We start from the raw sequence: 19,656 nt of genomic DNA, 5'->3' as shown, positions 1-19,656 counted from the left end.
ACGCGTTGCAGGAGGCTTCAAGATGTCTCTCGCGGAGGATGGTCGACCGCTCTCCCTGACCTGGCACTACACGCCGCGGGAGATCATGGCGGATGGCGTGATCCACGGTCTCGGGGTGGTGCTCGGCTTCGCTGGCGCCGTGGCCCTGGTGGCGACCGCCGTCACGGCGCATCTCGGTCTCGGCGAGCGGGCCGCGGTGGTCGTCTACGCCACCGCCCTCCTCCTGATGCTCGGTGTCTCCGCCGTCTACAATCTCTACCCCGTCAGCCCGCGCAAGTGGCTCCTGCGCCGCGCCGACCACGCCCTGATCTACCTGATGATCGCCGGGACCTACACGCCGCTGGTCGCCCTCGTCGGGTCGGGGCCGCGCGCCTACGGGCTCCTGGCGATGATCTGGATCGTGGCGCTGATCGGGATCGCCGTGAAGCTGTTCCTGCCGGGCCGGTTCGATCGCCTGTCGATCGGGCTCTACCTGCTGCTCGGCTGGAGCGGGCTGCTCGCGTACGAATCGGTGATCGCGGCGCTACAGCCCACGGCGTTGTGGCTCCTGGGTATCGGCGGGGCCCTCTACTCGATCGGGGTCGTCTTCCACATCTGGCGGACCCTGCCCTTCCAGAACGCGATCTGGCACGGCTTCGTCCTCGCCGCCACGGCCTGCCACTACGGGACGATCTGGGCCAGCCTGAACGGCTCGCCGATGACGTAGTGTCGCGATCGATTGCGAACTCGCGCGTAAAACTCCGGTTACCGTTCCGAAGAAAAGGTCGAGTGCCGGCAATCGGCTTTAAGTTTCCCGCGACCATGGCTGCACCACAACCTGGGGACTGATATTCCCGGGAGCTGGACCGTGGTCCCGAAGACGATCGACTCTGGCATCGCGCCGCGTTACCGGATCCTGCACGTGTTCCGGGCGCCGGTGGGCGGCCTGTTCCGGCACGTCATGGACCTCGCCCGCCTTCAGGCGGAAGCGGGACATCATGTCGGCCTCGTGTGCGACGCCAGCACCGGCGGTGAGCGCGCCGCGGGCGCTCTGGCCGACCTGATGCCCAGCCTGGATCTCGGCCTGGTCCGGATCCCGATGCGCCGGAACCCGCACCCGTCGGACTGGTCCTGCCTCCGGGCCGTGGCGCAGAGGGCCGCGGAGGTCGGCGCGGACGTGCTGCACGGGCACGGCGCCAAGGGCGGTGCCTATGCCCGGCTCGCCGTCGCGGGTCCGGCGATCCGCGCCTACACGCCGCACGGTGGGAGCTACAATTATCGGCCGGGCAGCCCGCTGCACCGCCTCTACATGGGCGCCGAGGCGGTGCTCGCCCGCCGCACCGACGCGTTCCTGTTCGAGAGCGAGTACGTTGCCGGGCGCCACAGGAGCTTCGTCGGCGGCCCGGAGCGCGTGACGCGCATCGTCCACAACGGCATCGCCGAGGCCGAGTTCGCGCCGCTCGACCGCGTCGCCGAGCCATTCGACCTGCTCTATGTCGGCGAGCTGCGGGAGGCCAAGGGCCTGCCGTACCTGCTCGAGGCCCTGGCCCGGCTGCGGTCCGAGGGCCGCGTGCTGCGCCTGCTGCTGGTCGGCTCCGGGCCGGACGCCGAGATCCTTCGGGAGACCGTGGTCCGCCTCGGCCTCGCCGATGCGGTGGCGTTCGAGCCGCCGCAGGCGATCCGCTCCGTGCTGGCCCGCGGCCGCATCCTCGTCGTCCCGTCGCTGGCGGAGTCGCTGCCCTACGTCGTGCTCGAGGCCGCCGCCGCGGCGCAGCCCCTGGTCGCCACCCGGGTGGGTGGCATCCCGGAGATCTTCGGCGCGGCAGCCCACGACCTCGTCCCGTCGCGGGACGTGGCCGCGCTCGCCGAAGGGATCCGGTGTGTCCTCGACGCCGCGCCGGAAGCCCTGGCCGCGCGGACGCAGAGCCTGAGCGCCTCGATTCGCCAGCGCTTCTCCCTTGAGCGGATGGGCAGCGAGGTGATCTCCGGCTACGCCGCGGCCTTCGAGGCCCGCGCGGGGCGCCGCGATCCCGCGCCGCGGGCGATCGCCGGAGCCCGGACCGCCTGAGGACGAGACCGGCCTGAAGCGGAGCGGGGGCCTGTGCGCCGCGGTGGAAAAGGCGACGCCGCCCGCGCTCTTAAATGTTCCCACAACGCCCCGTGCCAAGCTTCCGCCGAGGCAGCGACCGCAAGGCTCGGGGGGAGCCGATCGATGAGCGCGTTCGACATCCGCGATCTTCTGGAGGCCGCCGTCCCGATGGAGGCGCCCTCGGCCCCGGCCGCGGGCAGCGTGCCCCTCGCCGAGACGGCTTCGCCCGGGCCGACGGCGATCTCGCCCGTCGTGGTGGCCGGGCTGGTGCGCGCCCTCGAGTGCACGCTGATCTTCGGCCTGGGCGCGTTGCTCCATCTCCTGATGCTCCGCAGCCGCGTCCCGTTCGGGCTGACTTACGCGGGCGCGATCGGCACGATCGCGGTCATCACCGTGACGCTGATCCAGGCGTCCGGCGGCTACCGCATCGCCGCCTTCCGGAGCTTCTTCAAGACCGCGCTCCGGCTGATCGCGGCGTGGTCGATGACCTTCCTGATGGTCGCCGCCGGCCTCGTGCTGGTCAAGGTGGCCGACCATTACTCGCGCCTCTGGCTCGCGACCTTCTTCGGCACCGGCCTCGCTGCGCTGCTGGTCGGGCGCTTCGTCCTCTTCCGCATCATCGACGCGCAGACCCGGGCGGGACGGTTCGACCGGCGCACCGCGATCGTGGGCGGCGGCCAGCCCGCGGAGGACCTGATCGCCGCCCTGGAGACGCAGAGCGAGAGCGGCATCCGCATCGTCGGCGTGTTCGACGACCGCAACGCCGATCGGTCCTCGGACGTGGTGGCGGGGCACCCGAAACTCGGCAACGTCGACGACCTCGTCGCCTACGCGCGGCATGCCCGGCTCGACCTGATCGTCTTCACGATCCCGATCTCCGCGGAGGCGCGGATCCTCCAGATGCTCGCCAAGCTCTGGGTGCTGCCGATCGACATCCGGCTCTCGGCACACGCCGCCAAACTGCGCCTGCGCCCGCGCAGTTACTCGTATCTCGGCTCGGTCCCGGTGCTGGACGTCTTCGACCGTCCGATCGCCGATTGGGACGTGGTGGTGAAGGCGCTGTTCGACCGCTGCGTCGGCCTGATGATGCTGCTGGCGCTGTCGCCGCTCATGCTGGCGATCGCCGTCGCCGTGAAGCTGACCTCGCGCGGGCCGGTGCTGTTCCGGCAGAAGCGCCACGGCTTCAACAACGAGCTGATCGAGGTCTACAAGTTCCGCTCGATGTACGTGGATCAGTGTGACGCCGGCGCGGCCCGGATGGTGACCAGGGGCGATCCGCGCGTGACGCCGGTCGGCCGGTTCATCCGGAAGACCTCGCTCGACGAGCTGCCGCAGCTGTTCAACGTGCTCAAGGGCGACCTGTCGCTGGTCGGCCCGCGCCCGCACGCGCTGCAGGCCAAAGCCGCCAACACCCTGTACGACCAAGTGGTCGACGGCTACTTCGCCCGCCACAAGGTCAAGCCCGGCATCACCGGTTGGGCGCAGGTCAACGGCTGGCGCGGCGAGACGGACACGTCCGAGAAGCTCCAGCGGCGCGTCGAGCACGACCTCTACTACATCGAGAACTGGTCGGTGCTGCTCGACCTGCAGATCCTGCTCACGACGCCGTTCGCACTGTTCAAGACCGAGAACGCCTACTGATCGGTGTGGCCGGCACCGGGGCGGTGCCGGCCGCGGGCTCCGCTACGGCAGGGCGCCGGCCTTCTCCTTGGCCTTCATGATCGTGTCGCGGCAGCCCTGGGCGTCCCCGGACTTGTCCTGCTGGCGCGCCTGAGCGACCAGCTTCTTGGCTTCCTCCACGCCCGCGGCGGTGGGCTTCACGGCGGCGTCCGACTTGGTCAGAGCCGGCGGCGTGTCGAGCGCCTTGGGCGAGTTGGAGGACGTGGTGCCGCCGGGCGGGGTCGTGCCGGTCACCGAGGCGGCGCCGGCACTGTCGAGCCGCCGCTGCAGCGTGTCGACCTCGTCGGCGCACGGGGTCGCCAGGGCGGGCGTCGCGGCCGCCAGGGCCAGGGCTGCAACGGCGAAACGCATGATCATCGGGACGAGGCTCCACGGTGTCGGGATGCGGCCGCCGCCGCCCGCTCACGCAGGAGCGGGCGGCGGCGGTGCGGGTACCGGGGAGACGCCGGGCGAACGGGCCCGTTCCCGAGACAGGAGGCCGCATGCGGCAGCTCCGAAACGCGGCGGGCGCCCCGCGCGGCCCTCGGGCCGCGGGAGGCGCCCGCTTCTCGTTTCCGTGTACGGATCAGTACTTCCGGATGATCGGCTCCGGCGACATCGGCACCGGGTCTGCGCCGAAGGCGTAGCGGATACCGGCGTAGACCGAGAACGGCTGGGCCAAGGTGGTGGTCCGCGGATCGCTGATCCGCAGGTTGCCGGCCACCGCGCCCGGCTCGGCATAGGTGCCGAACGTCGTGTAGCGGTTGTTGGTCAGGTTGGTGATGAGGCCGAAGACCTCGAGGTTCTTCGTCACCTGATACTTCGTCTGGAAGTTCAGAACGTAGTAGGGCGGCAGCTTGCGGTTCAGGTTCGACTCGTCGCCGCGGAAGTAGGACGAGGAGAAGGCCTGGAGATAGAGGCCGAACTGCCAGTTGGGCGTGACGAAATAGTCGAACCCGGCCTTGATCTGGTGGGTCGGCACCAGCGGCACGACGTTGCCCTTGCGGACCTGGATCGCGCCGTCATCCGCGAGCGGGTTGTTGGGCGACGACAGGGTGCCGTTGAACTGGAAGGTCGCGTCGACCAGCGCGTAGTTGGCGTAGACCCGCAGGTAATCGGCCGTGTACTCGCCGCCGACCTCGATGCCCTGCCGCTGCGTCGACGGCACGTTGACGAAGTAGGCGCGGGCGGTGTTGCCGGGGGTGGCCAACGACAGGATGTCGTTGGCGAGGTCGGTGCGGAAGGCGCCGATCTTGTAGGTGATGATGCCGCCGTCATAGGTGTTCGGCAGCTGGCCGCGGAAGCCGACCTCGTAGGTCCGCCCGGTGACCTGCTTGAGCGGTGGGTCCGCCACCAGCGAGTTCGGCAGCAGGCACGGCCGGTCCGGGTTGGCGCAGGCCAGCTCCAGCGGGGTCGGGGCGCGGTTCGACTCCGAGTAGCTGCCGTAGAGGTTCAGCGCGTCGAAGAACCGGTAGGTCAGGCCGGCGACCGGGTTGATCTTGTTGAAGTAGTGCGTGCCGGTCACGTCCGGCGAGAAGCCGGTCAGGTCCTCGCTCTGGATGCGCGCGAAGTTGAGTCGGGCACCGGCGGTCAGCGACAGCCGGTCGGTCACGTCGAGCGTGTCGAGGGTGTAGAGGCCCATGTAGAGGTTGGAGCCGTTGACCGAGCTCGGCGCGATGCCGAGCGCGCCGGCGGTCCGCAGCTGCGGCGTGCCGAGGCCCGGGATGTTGCCGTAGAACGGGTTGCTCGGGTTCGTGGTGATCGACAGATCCGGGTTGATGACGCCGAGCGTGCTGGACGACTTGAACCCGTAATTGGCCGCGTCGATGCTGCCGCCGACCACGAAGCTGTTGGACAGGCCGAAGATCCGGTCGCGGTTCGCGGCCTGGAGCGAGCCGCCGAAGCCGGTGGCTTCCGTCCGGGTCGTGTCCAGCGTGCCGTACGGGATGCCGGCCCGGAACGGGATGCGCTGGTTCTGCTGACCCAGGATCAGGAACTGGTTGCGGAAGGCGAGCTGCGACTGTCCGGCCGCCGGGCTGAATCCGTCGTCCTCGAAGCAGAGGTTGCCGCGGAAGCTCGAGCGCGTGCTGCAGTTCTCGAAATTGCCGTCGTTGCCGTCGACGTAGGTCTGGCTGAAGCGGCGGAAATAGGCGTTTCCGGCCAGATCCCAGGTCGGCGAGAGGTCGACCCGGCCGGTCAGCTGGAGCGTGCCGACCTCGGTGGTGGTGGTCTGCGGGTAGGTGAAGATCGCCCGCGGGTCGCGGTGGGTGAAGTCCACCGGGGTGGCCGCGGCGGCGCCGAAGAAGCTGCGGGCGGCGAGCCCGATCAGGTGGAACTCCGAATCCTGCGAGCGGTAGCCGATATCACCGTAGAGGCGGCCGATCGTGCTCGGGCTCTGGTAGCGCCAGCCGCGGTCGTTCAGGCCGTCGCCGGTGAAGTAGAAGCTCCAGGGACCGGAGACCTTGCCGTACTCGAGGTAGCCTGCGGTGCGCGCGTCGGAGCCGCCCCAGGCCGAGATCTCGGTGCCCTGCCAGGTGAAGCCGTTCTTCATCTGGATGTTGACCGCGCCGCCGAGCGCGTTGAGGCCGAAGACCGGGTTGCCGGTGACGACGTCGATGCGCTGGATCGCCTGCGGCGGGATCAGGTCGAAATTGACGACGTCGCCGAAGGCCTCGTTGATGCGCACGCCGTTCTGGTAGACGGCCAGCCCCTGCGGCACGCCCTGCACGGGGGAGGCCGTGAAGCCGCGATAGGTGATGTCGACGCGGTTGTTGTTGCCCTGCGAGTCCGAGACGTTGATGCCGGGGGTGCGCCGGGCCAGCGTCGTGGTCAGGTTGTCGCTGGCGCGATCGATCGTGAGATCGCTCGCCGTGACCGACTCCACCGTGCTGGGAATCTTGTAGAGGGGTTGTTCGGAGCCGCGCAGCCGCACCCCGGCGCTCGGTCCAACGGAACCGGCTGGCGGCACCGGGCCGGGCCCGTTGAAGATCTGCGCCTGGCTCGAATTTCCGCCGCCGGACCCGACCGGCGACGTCGAGACGACGCTGATCTCGCCGAGCGTCACCGATTGCTGAGCCTGCACCGCCGCCGGGAGAACCGTCCCGGCGAGAACCGACGCCGACGCGACCAGGCTGCTCCGAAGCGCCCGAAGTGACATTCCCAACCCCCTCAAACCCGAACACATGCTCGTGACTGCCGAGCTTGGGTCTCTCTTGGCGGGTGCGGGGATGGCGCACAATCGGTTCAAGAACACGTGAGGCGAGTTTCGGCTTCATTTCCGGTCCGCATCGACCGAACCTCGCGTCACGTGGTTAAACAGCAACAGTTTCGATAGAGATTTCAGTCACTTAGGGATGTTCCGGCAATCCGCTCGGGATGATTTGGCAATCGCGTCCGGCGCGCCGTCAGAGCCGTGCCTGAATCAGGCGCGCGATCTCGCCGAGCCGCTGCTCCAGCAGCTGCGGCACCTCGCAGACATAGGTCAGCGACTGGCTGCGCTCCTGGAAAATCCGGCGGTCCCAGGCGAACTTCGTCTCCAGCTCATTCTGGTCCTTCGGCAGCTCGGTGGCGTCGGAGGCACTAGGCGCGTCCTTCACCTGGCTGATCTTGTCGGCCTCGTCGCGGATCCGCTCGGCCATCCGGCGCTGGCCCTGCGCGTAGCGGGCGATGCCGCCGACCACCTTGTTGCGCTCGCCGTTCAGCACCTCGAATACGCCCGCGTAGACGCGCGTCAGGGCCTTGTCCTTCGCGTCCTTGTCGGATCCGAACTTCTCCGCGAACGTGTCGAGGAGCGGTCCGACCTGCGAGAGATCCGTGCGGCGGGACGCGATCTTCTGCGCCAGGACGGCGGCGTCGTTGTCGCTGCCCCAGTCGCCGGCCGCCTCCACGTCGGGGCCGGTCCAGAACTGGCCGGGGCTCAGGGTCGCGACCTTGCGCTGGACGCAGGGCCAGTCCGGATCCGGCTTGGGCTGGGCCAGTGCGGGACCGGCGAGGATCGCGAGGCCCAGCGCCGGGCCGACGATGCGGGTCAGGAGGACGTTCATTGGGCGGACTCCATCAGGTGTTGTCGCCGGCCGGGCCGCCGCGCCGGGCCATGATGCCGCGGCCGGGGTCGTAGGCGACCACCGCCATGCCGAAGAAGGCGAGCCCCACGCCCACCACCACGGCGCAGGCGACCGGCTCGAACTGGACGTAGAGGGCGTAGCGGACGAGCTGGACGGCGTGGCTGAACGGATTCAGCTCGCAGATCCAGTACAGGGTCTCGGAGGATTCCCGGATCCGCCACAGGGGGTAGAGGGCCGACGAGGCGAAGAACATCGGGAAGATCACGAAGTTCATCACGCTGGCGAAGTTCTCCAGCTGGCGGACCAGCGAGGACAGGAACAGTCCGATCGCCCCGAGCATGAGGCCGGTGGCCAGGAAGGCCGGCAGGGCCGTCAGGTAGCCGAGCCACGGGATGTCGCTCTCCCAGAAATACGCCACGGCCAGGAACGCGTAGGCCTGCACGATCGAGACGGCGACGCCGGCGATCAGCTTGGCGAGGAGGAGGAGCCAGCGCGGGTAAGGCGAGGTCAGCAGCACCTTCATCGAGCCGACCTCGCGGTCGTAGACCATCGACAGCGACGACTGCATGCCGTTGAACAGCTGGATCATCACGGCGAGGCCCGGCACCACGTAGACCTCGTACAGCACGTAGGTCTGGTAGGGCGGCTCGATGGACACGCCGAGCGTGTTGCGGAAGCCGGCCGCGAAGATGAAAAGCCAGACCAGCGGCCGCACCAGCGCCGAGAAGAACCGCTCCTTCTGATTGAAGAAACGCAGCAGCTCGCGGCGGACGATGCCGCCCAGGCAGATCAGGTAGCCGACCGCGTCGAGCCGGCCGATCCGCTCGGCCCGATCGCGCGGCGCGGCGGCGTCGAGCCGTGTCGTGAGGGGCGTCGGATGGGTCATGCCGCCGCCCTCCCCGGCTCGGCAACCAGGCGGCGGAACGCGTCGGCGAGGGCCTCGCCGGGCCTGCCGATCCCGCCGGCGCGGCCCCGGGCGACGATCCGGCCCCGGTGCAGCACCACGGCGTCGTCGTCGTCCGCGATCTCCTCGAAGATGTGCGTCGCCCAGAGCACCGACAAGCCCTCCTCCCGCACCAGGGCGCGGACGATCGCCACGATGTCGGCCCGCGACTCGAGGTCGAGGCCCACGGTGGGCTCGTCGAGGAGCAGCAGATCGGGGCGGTGGATCAGCGAGCGGGCGATCTCGATCCGGCGCGACTGGCCGCCCGAGAGCGTGCGCACCTTGTCGTGGCGCCGGTCCGCCAGACCGACGCGGTCGAGCAACTCGCCGACGCGCAGCTTCGCGGCAGCGCGGGCGATGCCGTGCAGGCTCGCGTGGTAGAGGAGGTTCTGCTCGACAGTGAGATCGGTGTCGAGCGTGCGGGCCTGGAACACGACGCCGAGCCGGGCCAGCGCCCGAGACGGCTCGCGATCGAGGGCGTGGCCGAAGATCGAGACCCGTCCCGTCTGGTTGTTGTAGAGCCGGGTGATGACCGAGAACAGCGTCGTCTTGCCGGCGCCGTTCGGTCCCAGCAGCGCGGCGAAGTGCCCGCGCTCCACCGTGATCGAGACGTCGTCCAGCGCGGCGCGGGCGCCGAACTTGTGGCCGACATGCTCGATCAGGAGCGCCGCCGGCTCGGGGGCGCTCATCGGCCCAGCACCTTCCGGGCGTCGGCCACGGCGTCGAGGCACTCGTCGAACTCGCCCTCCTTCTGCTCCCGCTCGGCGACCCGCAGGGCCTTCTTGAGCTTCGGCACCGCCGTCTCGGGCGGGTTCAGGGCCAGCGCGTCGCGGATCATCGTGATGCCCTCGGCGCAGGACGAGGCGTCGTCGGCCGCGACGGCCGGGCCGGCGGCGAGCAGGCAGGCGGAGAGCAGGAGGATGCGCATCACTTCACCGTCAGCGTGCCGGTCATGCCCTTGGATTCCAGGCCGTGCACCGACCACGTGTAGGTGCCGGGCTTGATCGCGACGAACTCGATCGCGATCTCGCCGGGATCGTCGAACTCGAGGTGATCGGGCGGGCCGCCGCCGTGGATCTCCTTGTGCTCGATCACGATCTGGTTGAACCAGATGTAGCGAAAGAACTCCGGCGCGTAGAACTTGTATTCCTGGCGCCCCTTCGCGACGATCCGCAGCCGGTAGGCCTTCCCCGATTCCAGCGTGATGTCCTTGTTCTCAACTACGAAATCGTTGCCCTGATCGTCGCCCAGGACCAGGTCGGGCAAGTTCTCCCGCTTCTTCGTCAGGTCAAGGGCACTGGCCGGTGCCGCGGCGAGCAGCCCTGCCAGGCCGAGGGCCGCCGTTCGAAACATGCGCGTCATGTCGTGTTCCACCCTATGGCCGCTAGGTCAGCGGCCGTCCTCGCTCGGCGCCCGTAGGTCGCGCGGATCAGTTCGGCGAGATCGCCACGCCCCAGGGCAGGAGCCCGACCGGGATGCTCTTCACCACCTTCTCGGCGGCGACGTCGATCACCGAGACGTCGTTGGAGGTGCCGTTCGTGGTGAACAGCTGCTTCTGGTCCGGCGTGAAGGCCAGCTGCCAGACGCGCTGGCCGACAGGCAGGTACTTCTCGACCGCGTAGGTCTTGGCGTCGATCACGGCGACGCGGTTCGCCGGGCCCAGGGCCACGAAGGCTTTGCTGCCGTCCTTGGTGATCCGGATGCCCACCGGCTGAATCGCCTCGTCGTTCACGCTCGGGATCTTGAAGGTGATCTTCTTGATGACGCGGCGCTGGGCGACGTCGATCACGCTCACCGTTCCGCCGACCTCCGCGGAGACCCACAGGAACTTGCCGTCGGCGGTGAACTCGGCGAAGCGCGGCCGGGCGTCGACCAGCACGTTGTCGATGACCTGGAAGGTCTTCGTGTCGATGAAGTGGGCCATGTTGGTCGTCTCGGAGGTGTTGACCAGGATCTTCCCGTCCGGCGACAGGCCCATCCCCTCCGGCTCCACGCCCACCGGCACCTCGGCGAGCACCTTGTTCTTCTCGATGTCGATGATCGTGACTTGGCTGTCGTCCTCGTTCGCGACGTAGAGCGGGTTCCCGGACGCGTCGAGGATGAACTGCTCCGGATCCGGCCCGGAGCGCAGCGAGCGCACCACCTTGCCGGTGCTCGTGTCGAGCACGTCGATCCGGTCGTCGTCGCTCGCGCAGACGAACAGCTCCTTGCCATCCTTCGAGACGGTGACCCCGCGCGGGCGCCGGCCGACCTTCCACGTCGCCGTCACGGCCATCGTGTCGGTGTCGATGACGCTGACCGAGTTGCCCTTCTCGTTCGTGACATAGGCAGTGAAGGCGGCGGCCGGCCCGCACAGGGCGAACCACGCACCGAGGGCGACCCCACTCAGACATGCCTCGACGCGGCGGCTCATACGGTTTCCTTCCCTTGCGACGGCCCGGCGCCCTGGGCGGACGTTCTCGGGAGACGTTTGTAGTGCGATTCCCGCGCGTTGCGAGGGCTTTGGCCGCTCGCCATCGCCGCAGGCCGCGGACTCATCTGAACTTGCAGGTGGTCTCCGGGAGGTCGACGCCCAGCGTGTCGAGGGGCGTGCGCTGGTGCAGGAATCCCTGCTCGGGCGCGACGGAGACCAGCGCCTTGGGCTGCACCACGATGATCGCCTGCCGGAGCTGGTGGTCCCAGGGCCGGAAGCTCAGCGGCACACCCTTGTAGGCCGGCAGCGTGAAGGCGGGCTCGACGAGGTACGGCGCGATCACGGCCGGATCGTTTGTCTTCTTGGCCGTGACGGCCTCACCGACCGTCCGCACCGCGGCCCAGACTTGGTAGTCCAGCGGGCGCATCAGCCGCGAGGCGAGCCGCCGGAACCTGTTCTGGGCCTGCGCGGCGCCCCAGGTCTCCAGCACGGGCGACCAGGTCGTCGGGGTCAGCGCCTGCGTGCCGCCGACGGGCCGCGGATCGACGGTGCGGTAGGGCACGTAGTCGCCCCAGTCGCCCTCTTCGTCGGCGACGATGGCCATGTCGTAGTCGAGGCCCCGGGTGAAGACCATCGCCTCCGCCCGGGTCGGCGTGTCGCCGCGCGCCTTGGCGAGGGGCCCGAAGGTCCAGGGCTTCTCGGCGGTGATCTTCAGCGCGAACTTCCGCGCCGAGTTGCGCATCGCGTCGGCGTACGCCTTGTCGGCGTCGGTCGGGCCGACGATCAGGAAGAGCTTCCGCCAGCGCATCACCGTCAGGTACTGCGCCAGGGCGTCCGTCAGCATCGCCCGCGACGGCAGGATGTGGAACACGTTGGCGCGGCACTCGGCGCCGCGCAGGCGGTCGTCGGGCGCCCCCGCATTGAGGACGACCGCGCCCGTGTCCTTGACGGCGTCGGCCACGGCCAGGACGGCGTCGGCGGGGAGTGCCAGGACCAAGTAGCGCACGCCCTTGCCGATCAGATCCTTGGCGGCCGCTACGGCGTCCGGCTTGTCGTCGGTCAGGGCGACTTCGTCGAGGACGTAGGTCTGCTTCGTGAAGCGGCCGGTGGTGTTGTTGTCGGCGATGCCCATCTTGGCGCCGGCCAAGCCCTCGTCCTCCGGCGCCGCCTCGGCGTCGTACGAGGAGGGGGCGGGCTGCGGCCGGTAGATCAGCCCGATATGGGTCTCGAGCGCCTGCGGAGCCGCGGTCTGGGCCGGCTGCGAAGCCGCGGTTGGCGCCGGTTCCTCGGCCCGCGCCGCCGCCGGGGCGAGGGCCAGCGCGAGGAAGGCGGCGCGCAGCCAGGACAGGCGCGTCTCGCGCCGCGGGGCCGTGTCGGGTGCAGGATGGTGCATGTGGGCGGCCTCTACCAGCTTCCGCTCAGGCCGCTCAACCGCGGCGTGTCGTCCCGACGTTCACGTTACCGTCGTGGGATAGGCGGGCGCGGAAGTACATTGCCAAATTGTCCCTTCGCCCGACCTATGCGGGGAACGACGCCGCCTCGGGCGGTCGAACGCCTCGAGAGGAAGCTCCCGCCGATGCGCCACACGTCTCTCCGCGCCGTGCTCGCCTGCGGCGCCGCCGCGCTGTGGGCCGCCCTGCCCGGCACCGCCAGCGCCGGCGAGAAGGCCGCCGTGTTCCCGGTCGAGCTGTTCGATCCCGGCGCCTCATACGGGACCCGGACGCGGCCGGTGGACGCCCGGAAACTCACCCTCGTCACCGACGAGCTGCGCAACGCGCTGCGCGACAAGGCCGGGCTGGAGATCGTCGACACCGCGCCCAAGGCGGACGTCGTGGCGAAGGACGGGCCGCTCTACAAATGCAACGGGTGCGCGGCGGACATCGCCAAGAGCCTGGGTGCGGACCTCGTCGTGACCGGTTATGTGGAGAAGGGGTCCGGTCAGATCTTCAACCTGAGCGTCTCGATCGCCGAGGCCGATACCGGCAAGGTGGTGCGCGGCGGGCAGGTGACGATCCGGGCCGACACAGACGATACCTGGGCGCACGCGATGCGGTGGGTGGTGAAGAACCGCCTGCTCGCCGAGCCGCTGCCCGGGAAGTCGTGAGACCGCCCGTTCAAGTCCGAGTGTTTCGTGCCCGCGTCCTCCCTCCCGCAATACCCCCGGCCCCGGCTCCTCGTCAGCGTCCGCGACCCGGCCGAGGCCGAGGCCGCCCGCCTCGCGGGCGCCGACCTGATCGACGCCAAGGATCCCGAGCGCGGGGCGCTCGGCGCCCTGGATGAGGGCGTCGTGCGCGAGATCGTCGCCCGCGTGTCCGGCGGCGCCGCGACGAGCGCGGTGGCTTCACCCAGTCGCCGCCCTGGCGCGGACCGGCGTCGACTGGGTGAAGGTCGGCCTCGCGCCGGCCGAGCTCCGGGACGCGGCGGCCTTGGTGGAGCGCGTCGCGGCGGCGCCGGGCCGGCTGATCGCCGTGCTGTTCGCCGAGGACGGGGCGGCGGCGCCGCACGTGCCCGCCCTGGCGGCGGCCGGCTTCGCCGGCGCCATGATCGACACCGCCGGCAAGACCGGCGCCCGCCTGCCCGACCTCGCAGGCCCCTCCGATCTCTCGGCCTTCACCGCCGCCTGCCGGGCGCACGGCCTGATGAGCGGCCTCGCCGGGTCGCTGCGGGTCGTCGATATCCCCGGACTCCGCGCCCACCGGCCGGATTATCTCGGCTTCCGCGGCGGCCTGTGCCGGGATTTCGACCGCCGCAACGGGATCGATCCCCTGCGCGTGGCCGAGGCGCTGCGCGCCCTGCGGCCCAGCCGTCAGGACGCGGCGTGACCACGGTCATCAAGATCGGCGGCAGCCTCGAGGCGGATCCGCACCGCCGCCGCGCCCTGCTGGAGGCGATCGGCGACGGCGCGCACGGGCGCTGCATCGTGGTGCCGGGCGGTGGCGCCTTCGCGGACGCCGTCCGGGCCGCGCAGGCGCGGGAGCGCTTCGGCGACGCCGAGGCCCATCGCCGGGCGCTCGACGCCATGAGCGACGCGGCCGGCATCTTCCGCGGGATCGAGCCGCGGCTCGTGCAGAGCCTGGAGCCCTGGGCGGAGACCGCGCCCGCGCGGCTCCGGGTTTGGAACCCGCGCGCGCTCCGGGCCGGCCACCCGGACATCCCCGAGACGTGGGACGTCACCTCGGACAGCCTCGCCCTCTGGCTCGCCGCGCGGGTCGGGGCGGAGCGCTGCGTCCTGGTGAAATCCGTCGACGCGCCGCCGGGCCTCGACCCCGGCGCGCTGGCCCGGGACGGGATCGTGGACGGGGCCTTCCCGGGCTTCGCGGCCGGTTTCGGGGGGACGATCGAGATCTGGGGACCGCACCGCCGCGTCGCGGTCGAGACGAGGGCCGCCGCGTGAGCACCGCCGAGCACATCGTCTTCGTCACCGGCCGCCTCGCCCGGGCGCGGCTCGAGAAGGTCGCGGCTGGGCTCCCGAAGACCTTGCACTGGAGCATCGCGGATGCCGGCGTGAAGGTCGCGGCGCTCATGACCGAGGAGATCATTTGCCGGCGGGTCGTGCTTCCCGAGGGAGCCACGCGGGTCGTCCTGCCGGGCCGGTGCCGGGCCAATCCCGAGCATCTCGCGGCGCATTTCGGCGTCCCCGTGGAGCGCGGACCCGACGAAGTGGTCGACCTGCCGGCGTGGCTCGGCCTGACCGCCCGCAAGGTCGACCTGTCCCGGCACGATCTCCGGATCTTCTCGGAGATCGTGGACGCGTCGAAGATGAGCGTCGAGCAGATCCTCGCCAAGGGGCTCGATCTCGCCGGACGCGGCGCCGACGTCATCGATCTCGGCGGCCTGCCCGATACCCCCTTCCCGCACCTGGAGGACTCCGTGCGGGCTTTGAAGAGCGCCGGCCTGAAAGTCAGCGTCGATTCCTTCTCCCGCGAGGAACTGGTCCGGGGCGCCGGCGCCGGCGCCGACTTCCTGCTGAGCCTGAACGAGGAGACCCTCGATCTCGCCTTCGAGACCGACGCGGTACCGGTCCTGGTGCCGATGCGGCCGGACGACCTGCCCTCCCTCGATCGCGCGATCGCGCGCCTGCTGAAGGCGGGTCGGCCGTTCCTAGCGGACCCGATCCTCGAGCCGATCCACCACGGCTTCGTCGACTCGATCGCGCGCTACCGCGACACCCGCGCCCGCTGGCCCGAAATCGACATGATGATGGGCACCGGCAACCTCACCGAGCTGACCGAGGCCGACTCCCTCGGCGTGACCGCGCTGCTCGTCGGCATGTGCTCGGAACTGTCGATCCGCAACGTGCTGATCGTGCAGGTCTCGAACCATACCCGCCGCACCGTCGAGGAGCACGACGCCGCCCGGCGGGTCATGTACGCGGCCAAGGCCGATTCGGCACTGCCGAAGGGCTACGGCCGGGCGCTGCTCGCCCTCCACGACAAGCGCCCGTTCGTGCAGACCGCCGACGAGATCGCCCAGGCCGCCGCCGAGGTGCGCGACCCGAATTACCGGATCGTGATCGCCGAGGACGGGATCCACCTCTACAACCGCGACATCCACAGGGTCGGCACAGACGCGATGGCCTTCTTCCCCGACCTCGACGTGGCGAGCGACGGCGCCCACGCCTTCTATCTCGGCGCCGAACTCGCCAAGGCCGAGACGGCGTGGCGGCTCGGCAAGCGCTACGTCCAGGACGAGGCGCTCGACTGGGGCTGCGCGGCCGACGCCGACGTCGAGGACGCCACAGCCTTCAAGAAGGCGGGCCACACCCGCCATTCCGGACGCGACGCGCCGCCGCCCGGCACGCGCGACGCCCGCCTCGTCGGGCCGGAGGCCGGCGCGATCCCGCCGGAGACGATCCCCGATTCCGAGGCGCGCGCCGCGGTCGCGCCCGAGCGCCCGCAGGACCCGCCGGCGAAGCTGGTCTGCGGGCGCCTCGTCGCCGCCGACAAGGCGTGAGCCCATGCCGTTGATCCTCGAGACCATCGTCACGACCGTGTCCCCGGAGGGGGAGCTGCACCTCGTCCCGTTCGGGCTGATCGGCGAGGCGGAGGGCTACGTCCTCGCGCCGTTCCGGCCGTCGCCGACCATCGCCAACCTGGAGGCGAATCCCTGCTTCGCGGCCTCGAGCCCGCGCGACATCCGCGTGATCGCCGGCGCGGTCACGGGCCGGCGCGAATGGCCGACGCTGCCGTGCGCGACGATCGAGGGCCGCCGCCTCGCCGACAGTTTCGGCCACGCGGAGTTCGCGGTGGCCGCCGTCGAGGCCCACGAGACCCGGCCGCGCTTCCGCGGCCGGATGGTCCACAGCGCCGCGCACGCGCCGTTCATCGGCTACAACCGCGCGCAGGCGGCTGTCCTGGAGGCCGCCATTCTTTCGACCCGGCTCCACATGCTGGAGCCCGACAAGGTGTTGACGGAGATGGCCTACCTCGCCATCGCCATCGGCAAGACCGCGGGACCGCGCGAGCGGGAGGCCTGGGGTTGGATCGAGGACAAGGTCGCGGCGGCGCTCGGCCCCGAGGCGCGCGTCCTCGATCGCGACGACCGCTGAGGGCGGGAGGAGAAGGACAAGATGAAGAAAATTACCCTGGCCCTGGCGGCCACGGCGGCCCTGGTGGCGGCGACCGCGCAGGCCCACGGCCCGACCCGGCGCAAGATCACCGAGTCGATCGAGATCAACGCCCCCGCCGACAAGGTCTGGGCGGTCGTCGGTGACCTGAAGAATGCCGACTGGATGCAGAACGTGACCAAGACCGAGCTGACCGGCGACCCGGCCGGCAAGTTCAAGCGCGTGCTGACGCTCAAGAACGGCGACCAGATTTTCGAGACCAGCAACAAGTACAAGCCCGAGGACAAGCTGTTCTCGTACTACATCGATAAGGTCGACGTGAAGGACCTTCCGGCCAACGACTACTCTGCGACGATCACGGTCGAGCCCGAGGGCAACACCAAGTCGAAGGTCGAGTGGAAGGCCGCCTTCTACCGCGGCTACATGAACAACGATCCGCCCCCGGAGCTGAACGACGAGGCCTCCGAGAAGGGCGTCGGCGACTGGATCAAGGCGAGCCTCGCCAACCTGAAAGCCAAGGTCGAGAAGGGCTCTTGAGCCCGGCCCGGGGCCGCGCGGCCCTCGCCGTCGGCCTCGTCCTCGCGGCGACTGCCTCCCGCGCCGAACCGGCCCGGGAGGCCATCGTCACCGCCCAGCTCGGCGGCGCGGTCGAGATCGTCGACCTGGCCGCCGGGAAGGTGGTGCGCCGCATCCCCGTCGACGGGGCCCCGGCCGGGATCGCCCTCTCGCCCGATCGCCGGCGCGCCTACGTCACGCGCCCGGAGGGGCACGGTCTCGCCATCCTCGACCTCGACGCCGGCAAGATCCTGTCCGAGGTACCGCTGCCCGGCGGTCCGCTCGGCGTCGCGGCCGACCCGCGGGGCGGGACGGTCTACGTGGCCGACTGGTACGGACACCGCCTGTTCGTGCTGACCGAGCGCGACGGTACCCTGGTGCCGGACGGCGAGATCGCGGTGGGCGCCTCGCCGTCGGGGATCGCCGTCAGCCCCGACGGCGCGACGCTCGTCGTCGCCAACCGCGAGTCCGACACGGTCTCGGTCGTTGACGCCGCGAGCCGACGGGAGACCAAGGTCATCCCGGTGGGGCAGCATCCGTTCGGCATCACGCTCGATGCCGCGGCGGGTCGCGCCTACACGGCCAACGTGACCGGCGACGACGTCTCGGTCCTGGATCTCAAGGCGGGTCGCGAGATCGGCCGCATCCCGACCGGCCGCCGGCCCTACGTGATCGCCCTCGCCGGGGGACGGGGCTTCGTCACGGACCAGTATGCCGGCAGCGTCACGGCCTTCGATCTCGCCACGCTCAAGCCCATCGCCGACGTCGATGTCGGCGACCACCCGGAAGGGATCGCCGCGGATCCCGACGGCCGCCTCTACGTCGCCAACTGGGGCGACAACACGCTGAGCGTCCTCGACGCGAAGTCGCTCAAGATTCTGGCGACCATCCCGACCGGCAACGGACCGCGCTCGTTCGGCACGTTCCTGCGCTGAGCGTCAGCCCGGGCGGCGCTGGGGCGCCCGGCGGTAGGCGGCCCGGGCCATCAGGAGCGCGCCGCCGACCTGCAAGAAGCCGGTCTCGCCGAGATCCGAGGGGGCCAGATGCGCCTGGATCACCAGCCGTGTCAGCGCGTTCAGCGCGAGCAACGTCAGGCAGAAGGCCGCGGCGGCGAGCAGGCTGGCGACGAACTCGGGCATGATCTCCCTCCCGTGTCGAACAGGGGGGAGATTAGCAAGCCTCGCGCCAAGGCCAAGCTGTCGAGGCGTCCGGTCTCAGCGCTTGCGGTTGGCGGGCGCCGGCGCCCCGGCCTGCGCGGCCGGCGTGGGGCGCGGCGTCTCGACCGCGAGTCGCTTCACCGGCCAGCCGTCGCTCCAGCGCTCCATGTCGGCGAGGCGCGGATTGTTCTTCAGCGCCGTCGCGTCAGACCCGGCGAAGGCCGCCGCAGCGGCGAGGTCGAAGGTCTTCCAGAAACCGAGATAGTCGAGCGCGTCGACCCGGGCGAGATTGATCTGCGAAACCAGGGTCTGCTGCTCGCCGGTCAGCGCCATGTCGGCGGACCAGCGGAACGGCGGCGGCTTCGCGGCATCCTTGGGCGCGTCCCTGGGCTCCGGACCGGGCTTGATGGCGCCGCCGTCGAAGGCCGTGTCCACCCCCGCCGGGGCCGACAGGGTCGCCGTCAGGGCCGGGAAGCCGTGATCATCCGAGAGGGCCCGCACGAAGAGCTTCCGCTCCAGCGGGACGGCGCTCGCCTCGCGCAGGAGGCGCTTGGCCGCGAGATCGGCGGCGCGGGTGTCCTTGTCGCCGACCATGGTCACGATCACCGTGGCGGGATCGATCGTCGACAGGTCGGTGAGGGCGATGCCGCGGGATTTCGGACCGCTGGCGATGCCGCCGGGCGTCACCGCGAAGATCAGCTTCGGCACCGGCAGGCCCTGCGCCTTGGCGGCGGCCGCCAGATCCATGGCGAGCGGCGCCCCGGCAAGGTGGCCGATCATGGCGACGCGGCCGAGGTCGGGCTTGGCCTCGCCGTCCGTCGCGATCTCGGCGAGGGCCGCCTTGACGAGGGATTCGGCGATGGCAGGGGCGTCGGCCGGGCGGGTGCGGTTCACCTCTTGGAAGCGCGGGTAGAGGACGAGCCAGCCCTGGCGGACGAGATGATCGATCCAGCCTCCGTAGCTCTGCGGATTGACCGCACCCCATCCGTGCAGAAAGATCGCGACCGGACGCCCCGCCTCGGGCGCCGCGCCCGCGGCGTAGAACGCGTAGGTGGAGGCGGTGCCGCGTCCGAGCAGCCGTTTGGTCACCGTCGCCTTGCGGTCACCGACACCGCCCGCGCCATCGGCGGGCTGGGCCGGCGGCGTCGCCGCCTGAACGGACACGAGACCGGCCAGGGTCATGATCGCGGCGGCGGCGAGCGATCCGCGAAGAACTGTGAGACGCATCCGG

The 19,656-nt window shown here is 70.5% G+C and carries 20 protein-coding genes and 1 pseudogene; 10 read left to right on the top strand and 11 right to left on the bottom strand.

What is annotated here, in order from left to right; translation table 11 throughout:
• Positions 1-22: 22 nt before the first annotated feature.
• The 3 genes from trhA to MMR14E_RS25380 all read left to right on the top strand — a co-directional run bounded on the left by trhA (position 23) and on the right by MMR14E_RS25380 (position 3,709).
• A complete protein-coding gene (trhA, locus tag MMR14E_RS25390) occupies positions 23-706 on the top strand; it encodes a PAQR family membrane homeostasis protein TrhA (RefSeq protein WP_331318102.1) in 684 nt (227 codons plus the stop codon).
• Between the two features lie 141 nt (positions 707-847).
• Positions 848-2,047 (top strand): glycosyltransferase family 4 protein, encoded by a 1,200-nt coding sequence (locus tag MMR14E_RS25385; RefSeq protein ID WP_331318100.1) that lies wholly within the window; start codon positions 848-850, stop codon positions 2,045-2,047.
• A gap of 144 nt (positions 2,048-2,191) precedes the next feature.
• Positions 2,192-3,709, top strand: a complete 1,518-nt coding sequence (locus MMR14E_RS25380) for an undecaprenyl-phosphate glucose phosphotransferase (protein WP_331318098.1) — start codon at positions 2,192-2,194, stop codon at positions 3,707-3,709.
• Between the two features lie 42 nt (positions 3,710-3,751).
• Here MMR14E_RS25380 and MMR14E_RS25375 read toward each other — a convergent pair whose 3' ends face one another.
• The 9 genes from MMR14E_RS25375 to MMR14E_RS25335 all read right to left on the bottom strand — a co-directional run bounded on the left by MMR14E_RS25375 (position 3,752) and on the right by MMR14E_RS25335 (position 12,540).
• Positions 3,752-4,105, bottom strand: coding sequence for a hypothetical protein (locus MMR14E_RS25375; protein WP_331318096.1), 354 nt, complete (start codon positions 4,103-4,105; stop codon positions 3,752-3,754).
• A 208-nt stretch (positions 4,106-4,313) separates the two neighbouring features.
• Positions 4,314-6,884, bottom strand: coding sequence for a TonB-dependent receptor (locus tag MMR14E_RS25370; protein ID WP_331318094.1), 2,571 nt, complete (start codon positions 6,882-6,884; stop codon positions 4,314-4,316).
• A gap of 247 nt (positions 6,885-7,131) precedes the next feature.
• Positions 7,132-7,770, bottom strand: a complete 639-nt coding sequence (locus MMR14E_RS25365) for a hypothetical protein (RefSeq protein WP_331318093.1) — start codon at positions 7,768-7,770, stop codon at positions 7,132-7,134.
• Positions 7,771-7,783: 13 nt separating this feature from the next.
• A complete protein-coding gene (locus tag MMR14E_RS25360) occupies positions 7,784-8,677 on the bottom strand; it encodes an ABC transporter permease (RefSeq protein WP_331318092.1) in 894 nt (297 codons plus the stop codon).
• On the bottom strand, positions 8,674-9,423 hold the full coding sequence (locus tag MMR14E_RS25355; protein WP_331318091.1) for an ABC transporter ATP-binding protein: 750 nt from the start codon (positions 9,421-9,423) through the stop codon (positions 8,674-8,676). The genes MMR14E_RS25360 and MMR14E_RS25355 overlap by 4 nt, the downstream gene beginning before the upstream one ends.
• Entirely contained in the window at positions 9,420-9,662 is a 243-nt protein-coding gene (locus tag MMR14E_RS25350; RefSeq protein WP_331318090.1) for a hypothetical protein, read from the bottom strand. Before MMR14E_RS25350 ends, MMR14E_RS25355 begins: the two co-directional genes overlap by 4 nt.
• Positions 9,662-10,096 (bottom strand): hypothetical protein, encoded by a 435-nt coding sequence (locus MMR14E_RS25345; RefSeq protein WP_081636452.1) that lies wholly within the window; start codon positions 10,094-10,096, stop codon positions 9,662-9,664. Before MMR14E_RS25345 ends, MMR14E_RS25350 begins: the two co-directional genes overlap by 1 nt.
• Positions 10,097-10,163: 67 nt before the next feature.
• Positions 10,164-11,147, bottom strand: coding sequence for a YVTN family beta-propeller repeat protein (locus MMR14E_RS25340; protein WP_331318089.1), 984 nt, complete (start codon positions 11,145-11,147; stop codon positions 10,164-10,166).
• Between the two features lie 121 nt (positions 11,148-11,268).
• A complete protein-coding gene (locus MMR14E_RS25335) occupies positions 11,269-12,540 on the bottom strand; it encodes an ABC transporter substrate-binding protein (protein WP_331318088.1) in 1,272 nt (423 codons plus the stop codon).
• Between the two features lie 183 nt (positions 12,541-12,723).
• Here MMR14E_RS25335 and MMR14E_RS25330 point away from each other — a divergent pair, with 183 nt between their 5' ends.
• The 7 genes and pseudogenes from MMR14E_RS25330 to MMR14E_RS25300 all read left to right on the top strand — a co-directional run bounded on the left by MMR14E_RS25330 (position 12,724) and on the right by MMR14E_RS25300 (position 18,203).
• A complete protein-coding gene (locus MMR14E_RS25330) occupies positions 12,724-13,251 on the top strand; it encodes a DUF3280 domain-containing protein (protein ID WP_331318087.1) in 528 nt (175 codons plus the stop codon).
• A gap of 27 nt (positions 13,252-13,278) precedes the next feature.
• Positions 13,279-13,969, top strand: a pseudogene (locus tag MMR14E_RS25325) ((5-formylfuran-3-yl)methyl phosphate synthase).
• On the top strand, positions 13,966-14,541 hold the full coding sequence (locus MMR14E_RS25320) for a uridylate kinase (RefSeq protein WP_331318085.1): 576 nt from the start codon (positions 13,966-13,968) through the stop codon (positions 14,539-14,541). Before MMR14E_RS25325 ends, MMR14E_RS25320 begins: the two are co-directional and overlap by 4 nt.
• Positions 14,538-16,100, top strand: coding sequence for a DUF6513 domain-containing protein (locus tag MMR14E_RS25315; RefSeq protein ID WP_331318083.1), 1,563 nt, complete (start codon positions 14,538-14,540; stop codon positions 16,098-16,100). Before MMR14E_RS25320 ends, MMR14E_RS25315 begins: the two co-directional genes overlap by 4 nt.
• A gap of 4 nt (positions 16,101-16,104) precedes the next feature.
• Positions 16,105-16,695: a DUF447 domain-containing protein gene (locus MMR14E_RS25310; protein ID WP_331318080.1), complete on the top strand. Its 591-nt coding sequence runs from the start codon at positions 16,105-16,107 to the stop codon at positions 16,693-16,695.
• A 21-nt stretch (positions 16,696-16,716) separates the two neighbouring features.
• Positions 16,717-17,250 carry an SRPBCC family protein gene (locus MMR14E_RS25305; RefSeq protein ID WP_331318079.1) on the top strand — a complete coding sequence of 178 codons (534 nt, stop codon included), beginning with the start codon at positions 16,717-16,719 and terminating at the stop codon, positions 17,248-17,250.
• Positions 17,247-18,203 (top strand): YncE family protein, encoded by a 957-nt coding sequence (locus MMR14E_RS25300; RefSeq protein WP_331318078.1) that lies wholly within the window; start codon positions 17,247-17,249, stop codon positions 18,201-18,203. Before MMR14E_RS25305 ends, MMR14E_RS25300 begins: the two co-directional genes overlap by 4 nt.
• Positions 18,204-18,206: 3 nt before the next feature.
• On the opposite strand, the gene MMR14E_RS25295 is transcribed toward MMR14E_RS25300, so the two are convergent.
• Together MMR14E_RS25295 and MMR14E_RS25290 are read right to left on the bottom strand one after the other, a co-directional pair.
• Entirely contained in the window at positions 18,207-18,407 is a 201-nt protein-coding gene (locus MMR14E_RS25295) for a hypothetical protein (protein ID WP_331318076.1), read from the bottom strand.
• Between the two features lie 75 nt (positions 18,408-18,482).
• Positions 18,483-19,652 (bottom strand): chlorophyllase/cutinase-like alpha/beta fold protein, encoded by a 1,170-nt coding sequence (locus tag MMR14E_RS25290; RefSeq protein ID WP_331318074.1) that lies wholly within the window; start codon positions 19,650-19,652, stop codon positions 18,483-18,485.
• Positions 19,653-19,656 lie beyond the last annotated feature (4 nt).

It is taken from the genome of Methylobacterium mesophilicum (assembly GCF_036441335.1).
Taxonomy (GTDB): domain Bacteria; phylum Pseudomonadota; class Alphaproteobacteria; order Rhizobiales; family Beijerinckiaceae; genus Methylobacterium; species Methylobacterium mesophilicum_B.
This window is presented reverse-complemented; position numbering and strand designations above follow the sequence as displayed.

Coding starts and splice junctions, on each gene's coding strand:
- trhA (WP_331318102.1), top strand. CDS start 23: ATGTCTCTCGCGGAGGATGGTCGACCGCTCTCCCTGACCTGGCACTAC.
- MMR14E_RS25380 (WP_331318098.1), top strand. CDS start 2,192: ATGAGCGCGTTCGACATCCGCGATCTTCTGGAGGCCGCCGTCCCGATG.
- MMR14E_RS25375 (WP_331318096.1), bottom strand. CDS start 4,105: ATGATCATGCGTTTCGCCGTTGCAGCCCTGGCCCTGGCGGCCGCGACG.
- MMR14E_RS25370 (WP_331318094.1), bottom strand. CDS start 6,884: ATGTCACTTCGGGCGCTTCGGAGCAGCCTGGTCGCGTCGGCGTCGGTT.
- MMR14E_RS25365 (WP_331318093.1), bottom strand. CDS start 7,770: ATGAACGTCCTCCTGACCCGCATCGTCGGCCCGGCGCTGGGCCTCGCG.
- MMR14E_RS25360 (WP_331318092.1), bottom strand. CDS start 8,677: ATGACCCATCCGACGCCCCTCACGACACGGCTCGACGCCGCCGCGCCG.
- MMR14E_RS25355 (WP_331318091.1), bottom strand. CDS start 9,423: ATGAGCGCCCCCGAGCCGGCGGCGCTCCTGATCGAGCATGTCGGCCAC.
- MMR14E_RS25350 (WP_331318090.1), bottom strand. CDS start 9,662: ATGCGCATCCTCCTGCTCTCCGCCTGCCTGCTCGCCGCCGGCCCGGCC.
- MMR14E_RS25345 (WP_081636452.1), bottom strand. CDS start 10,096: ATGACGCGCATGTTTCGAACGGCGGCCCTCGGCCTGGCAGGGCTGCTC.
- MMR14E_RS25340 (WP_331318089.1), bottom strand. CDS start 11,147: ATGAGCCGCCGCGTCGAGGCATGTCTGAGTGGGGTCGCCCTCGGTGCG.
- MMR14E_RS25335 (WP_331318088.1), bottom strand. CDS start 12,540: ATGCACCATCCTGCACCCGACACGGCCCCGCGGCGCGAGACGCGCCTG.
- MMR14E_RS25330 (WP_331318087.1), top strand. CDS start 12,724: ATGCGCCACACGTCTCTCCGCGCCGTGCTCGCCTGCGGCGCCGCCGCG.
- MMR14E_RS25310 (WP_331318080.1), top strand. CDS start 16,105: ATGCCGTTGATCCTCGAGACCATCGTCACGACCGTGTCCCCGGAGGGG.
- MMR14E_RS25305 (WP_331318079.1), top strand. CDS start 16,717: ATGAAGAAAATTACCCTGGCCCTGGCGGCCACGGCGGCCCTGGTGGCG.
- MMR14E_RS25295 (WP_331318076.1), bottom strand. CDS start 18,407: ATGCCCGAGTTCGTCGCCAGCCTGCTCGCCGCCGCGGCCTTCTGCCTG.
- MMR14E_RS25290 (WP_331318074.1), bottom strand. CDS start 19,652: ATGCGTCTCACAGTTCTTCGCGGATCGCTCGCCGCCGCCGCGATCATG.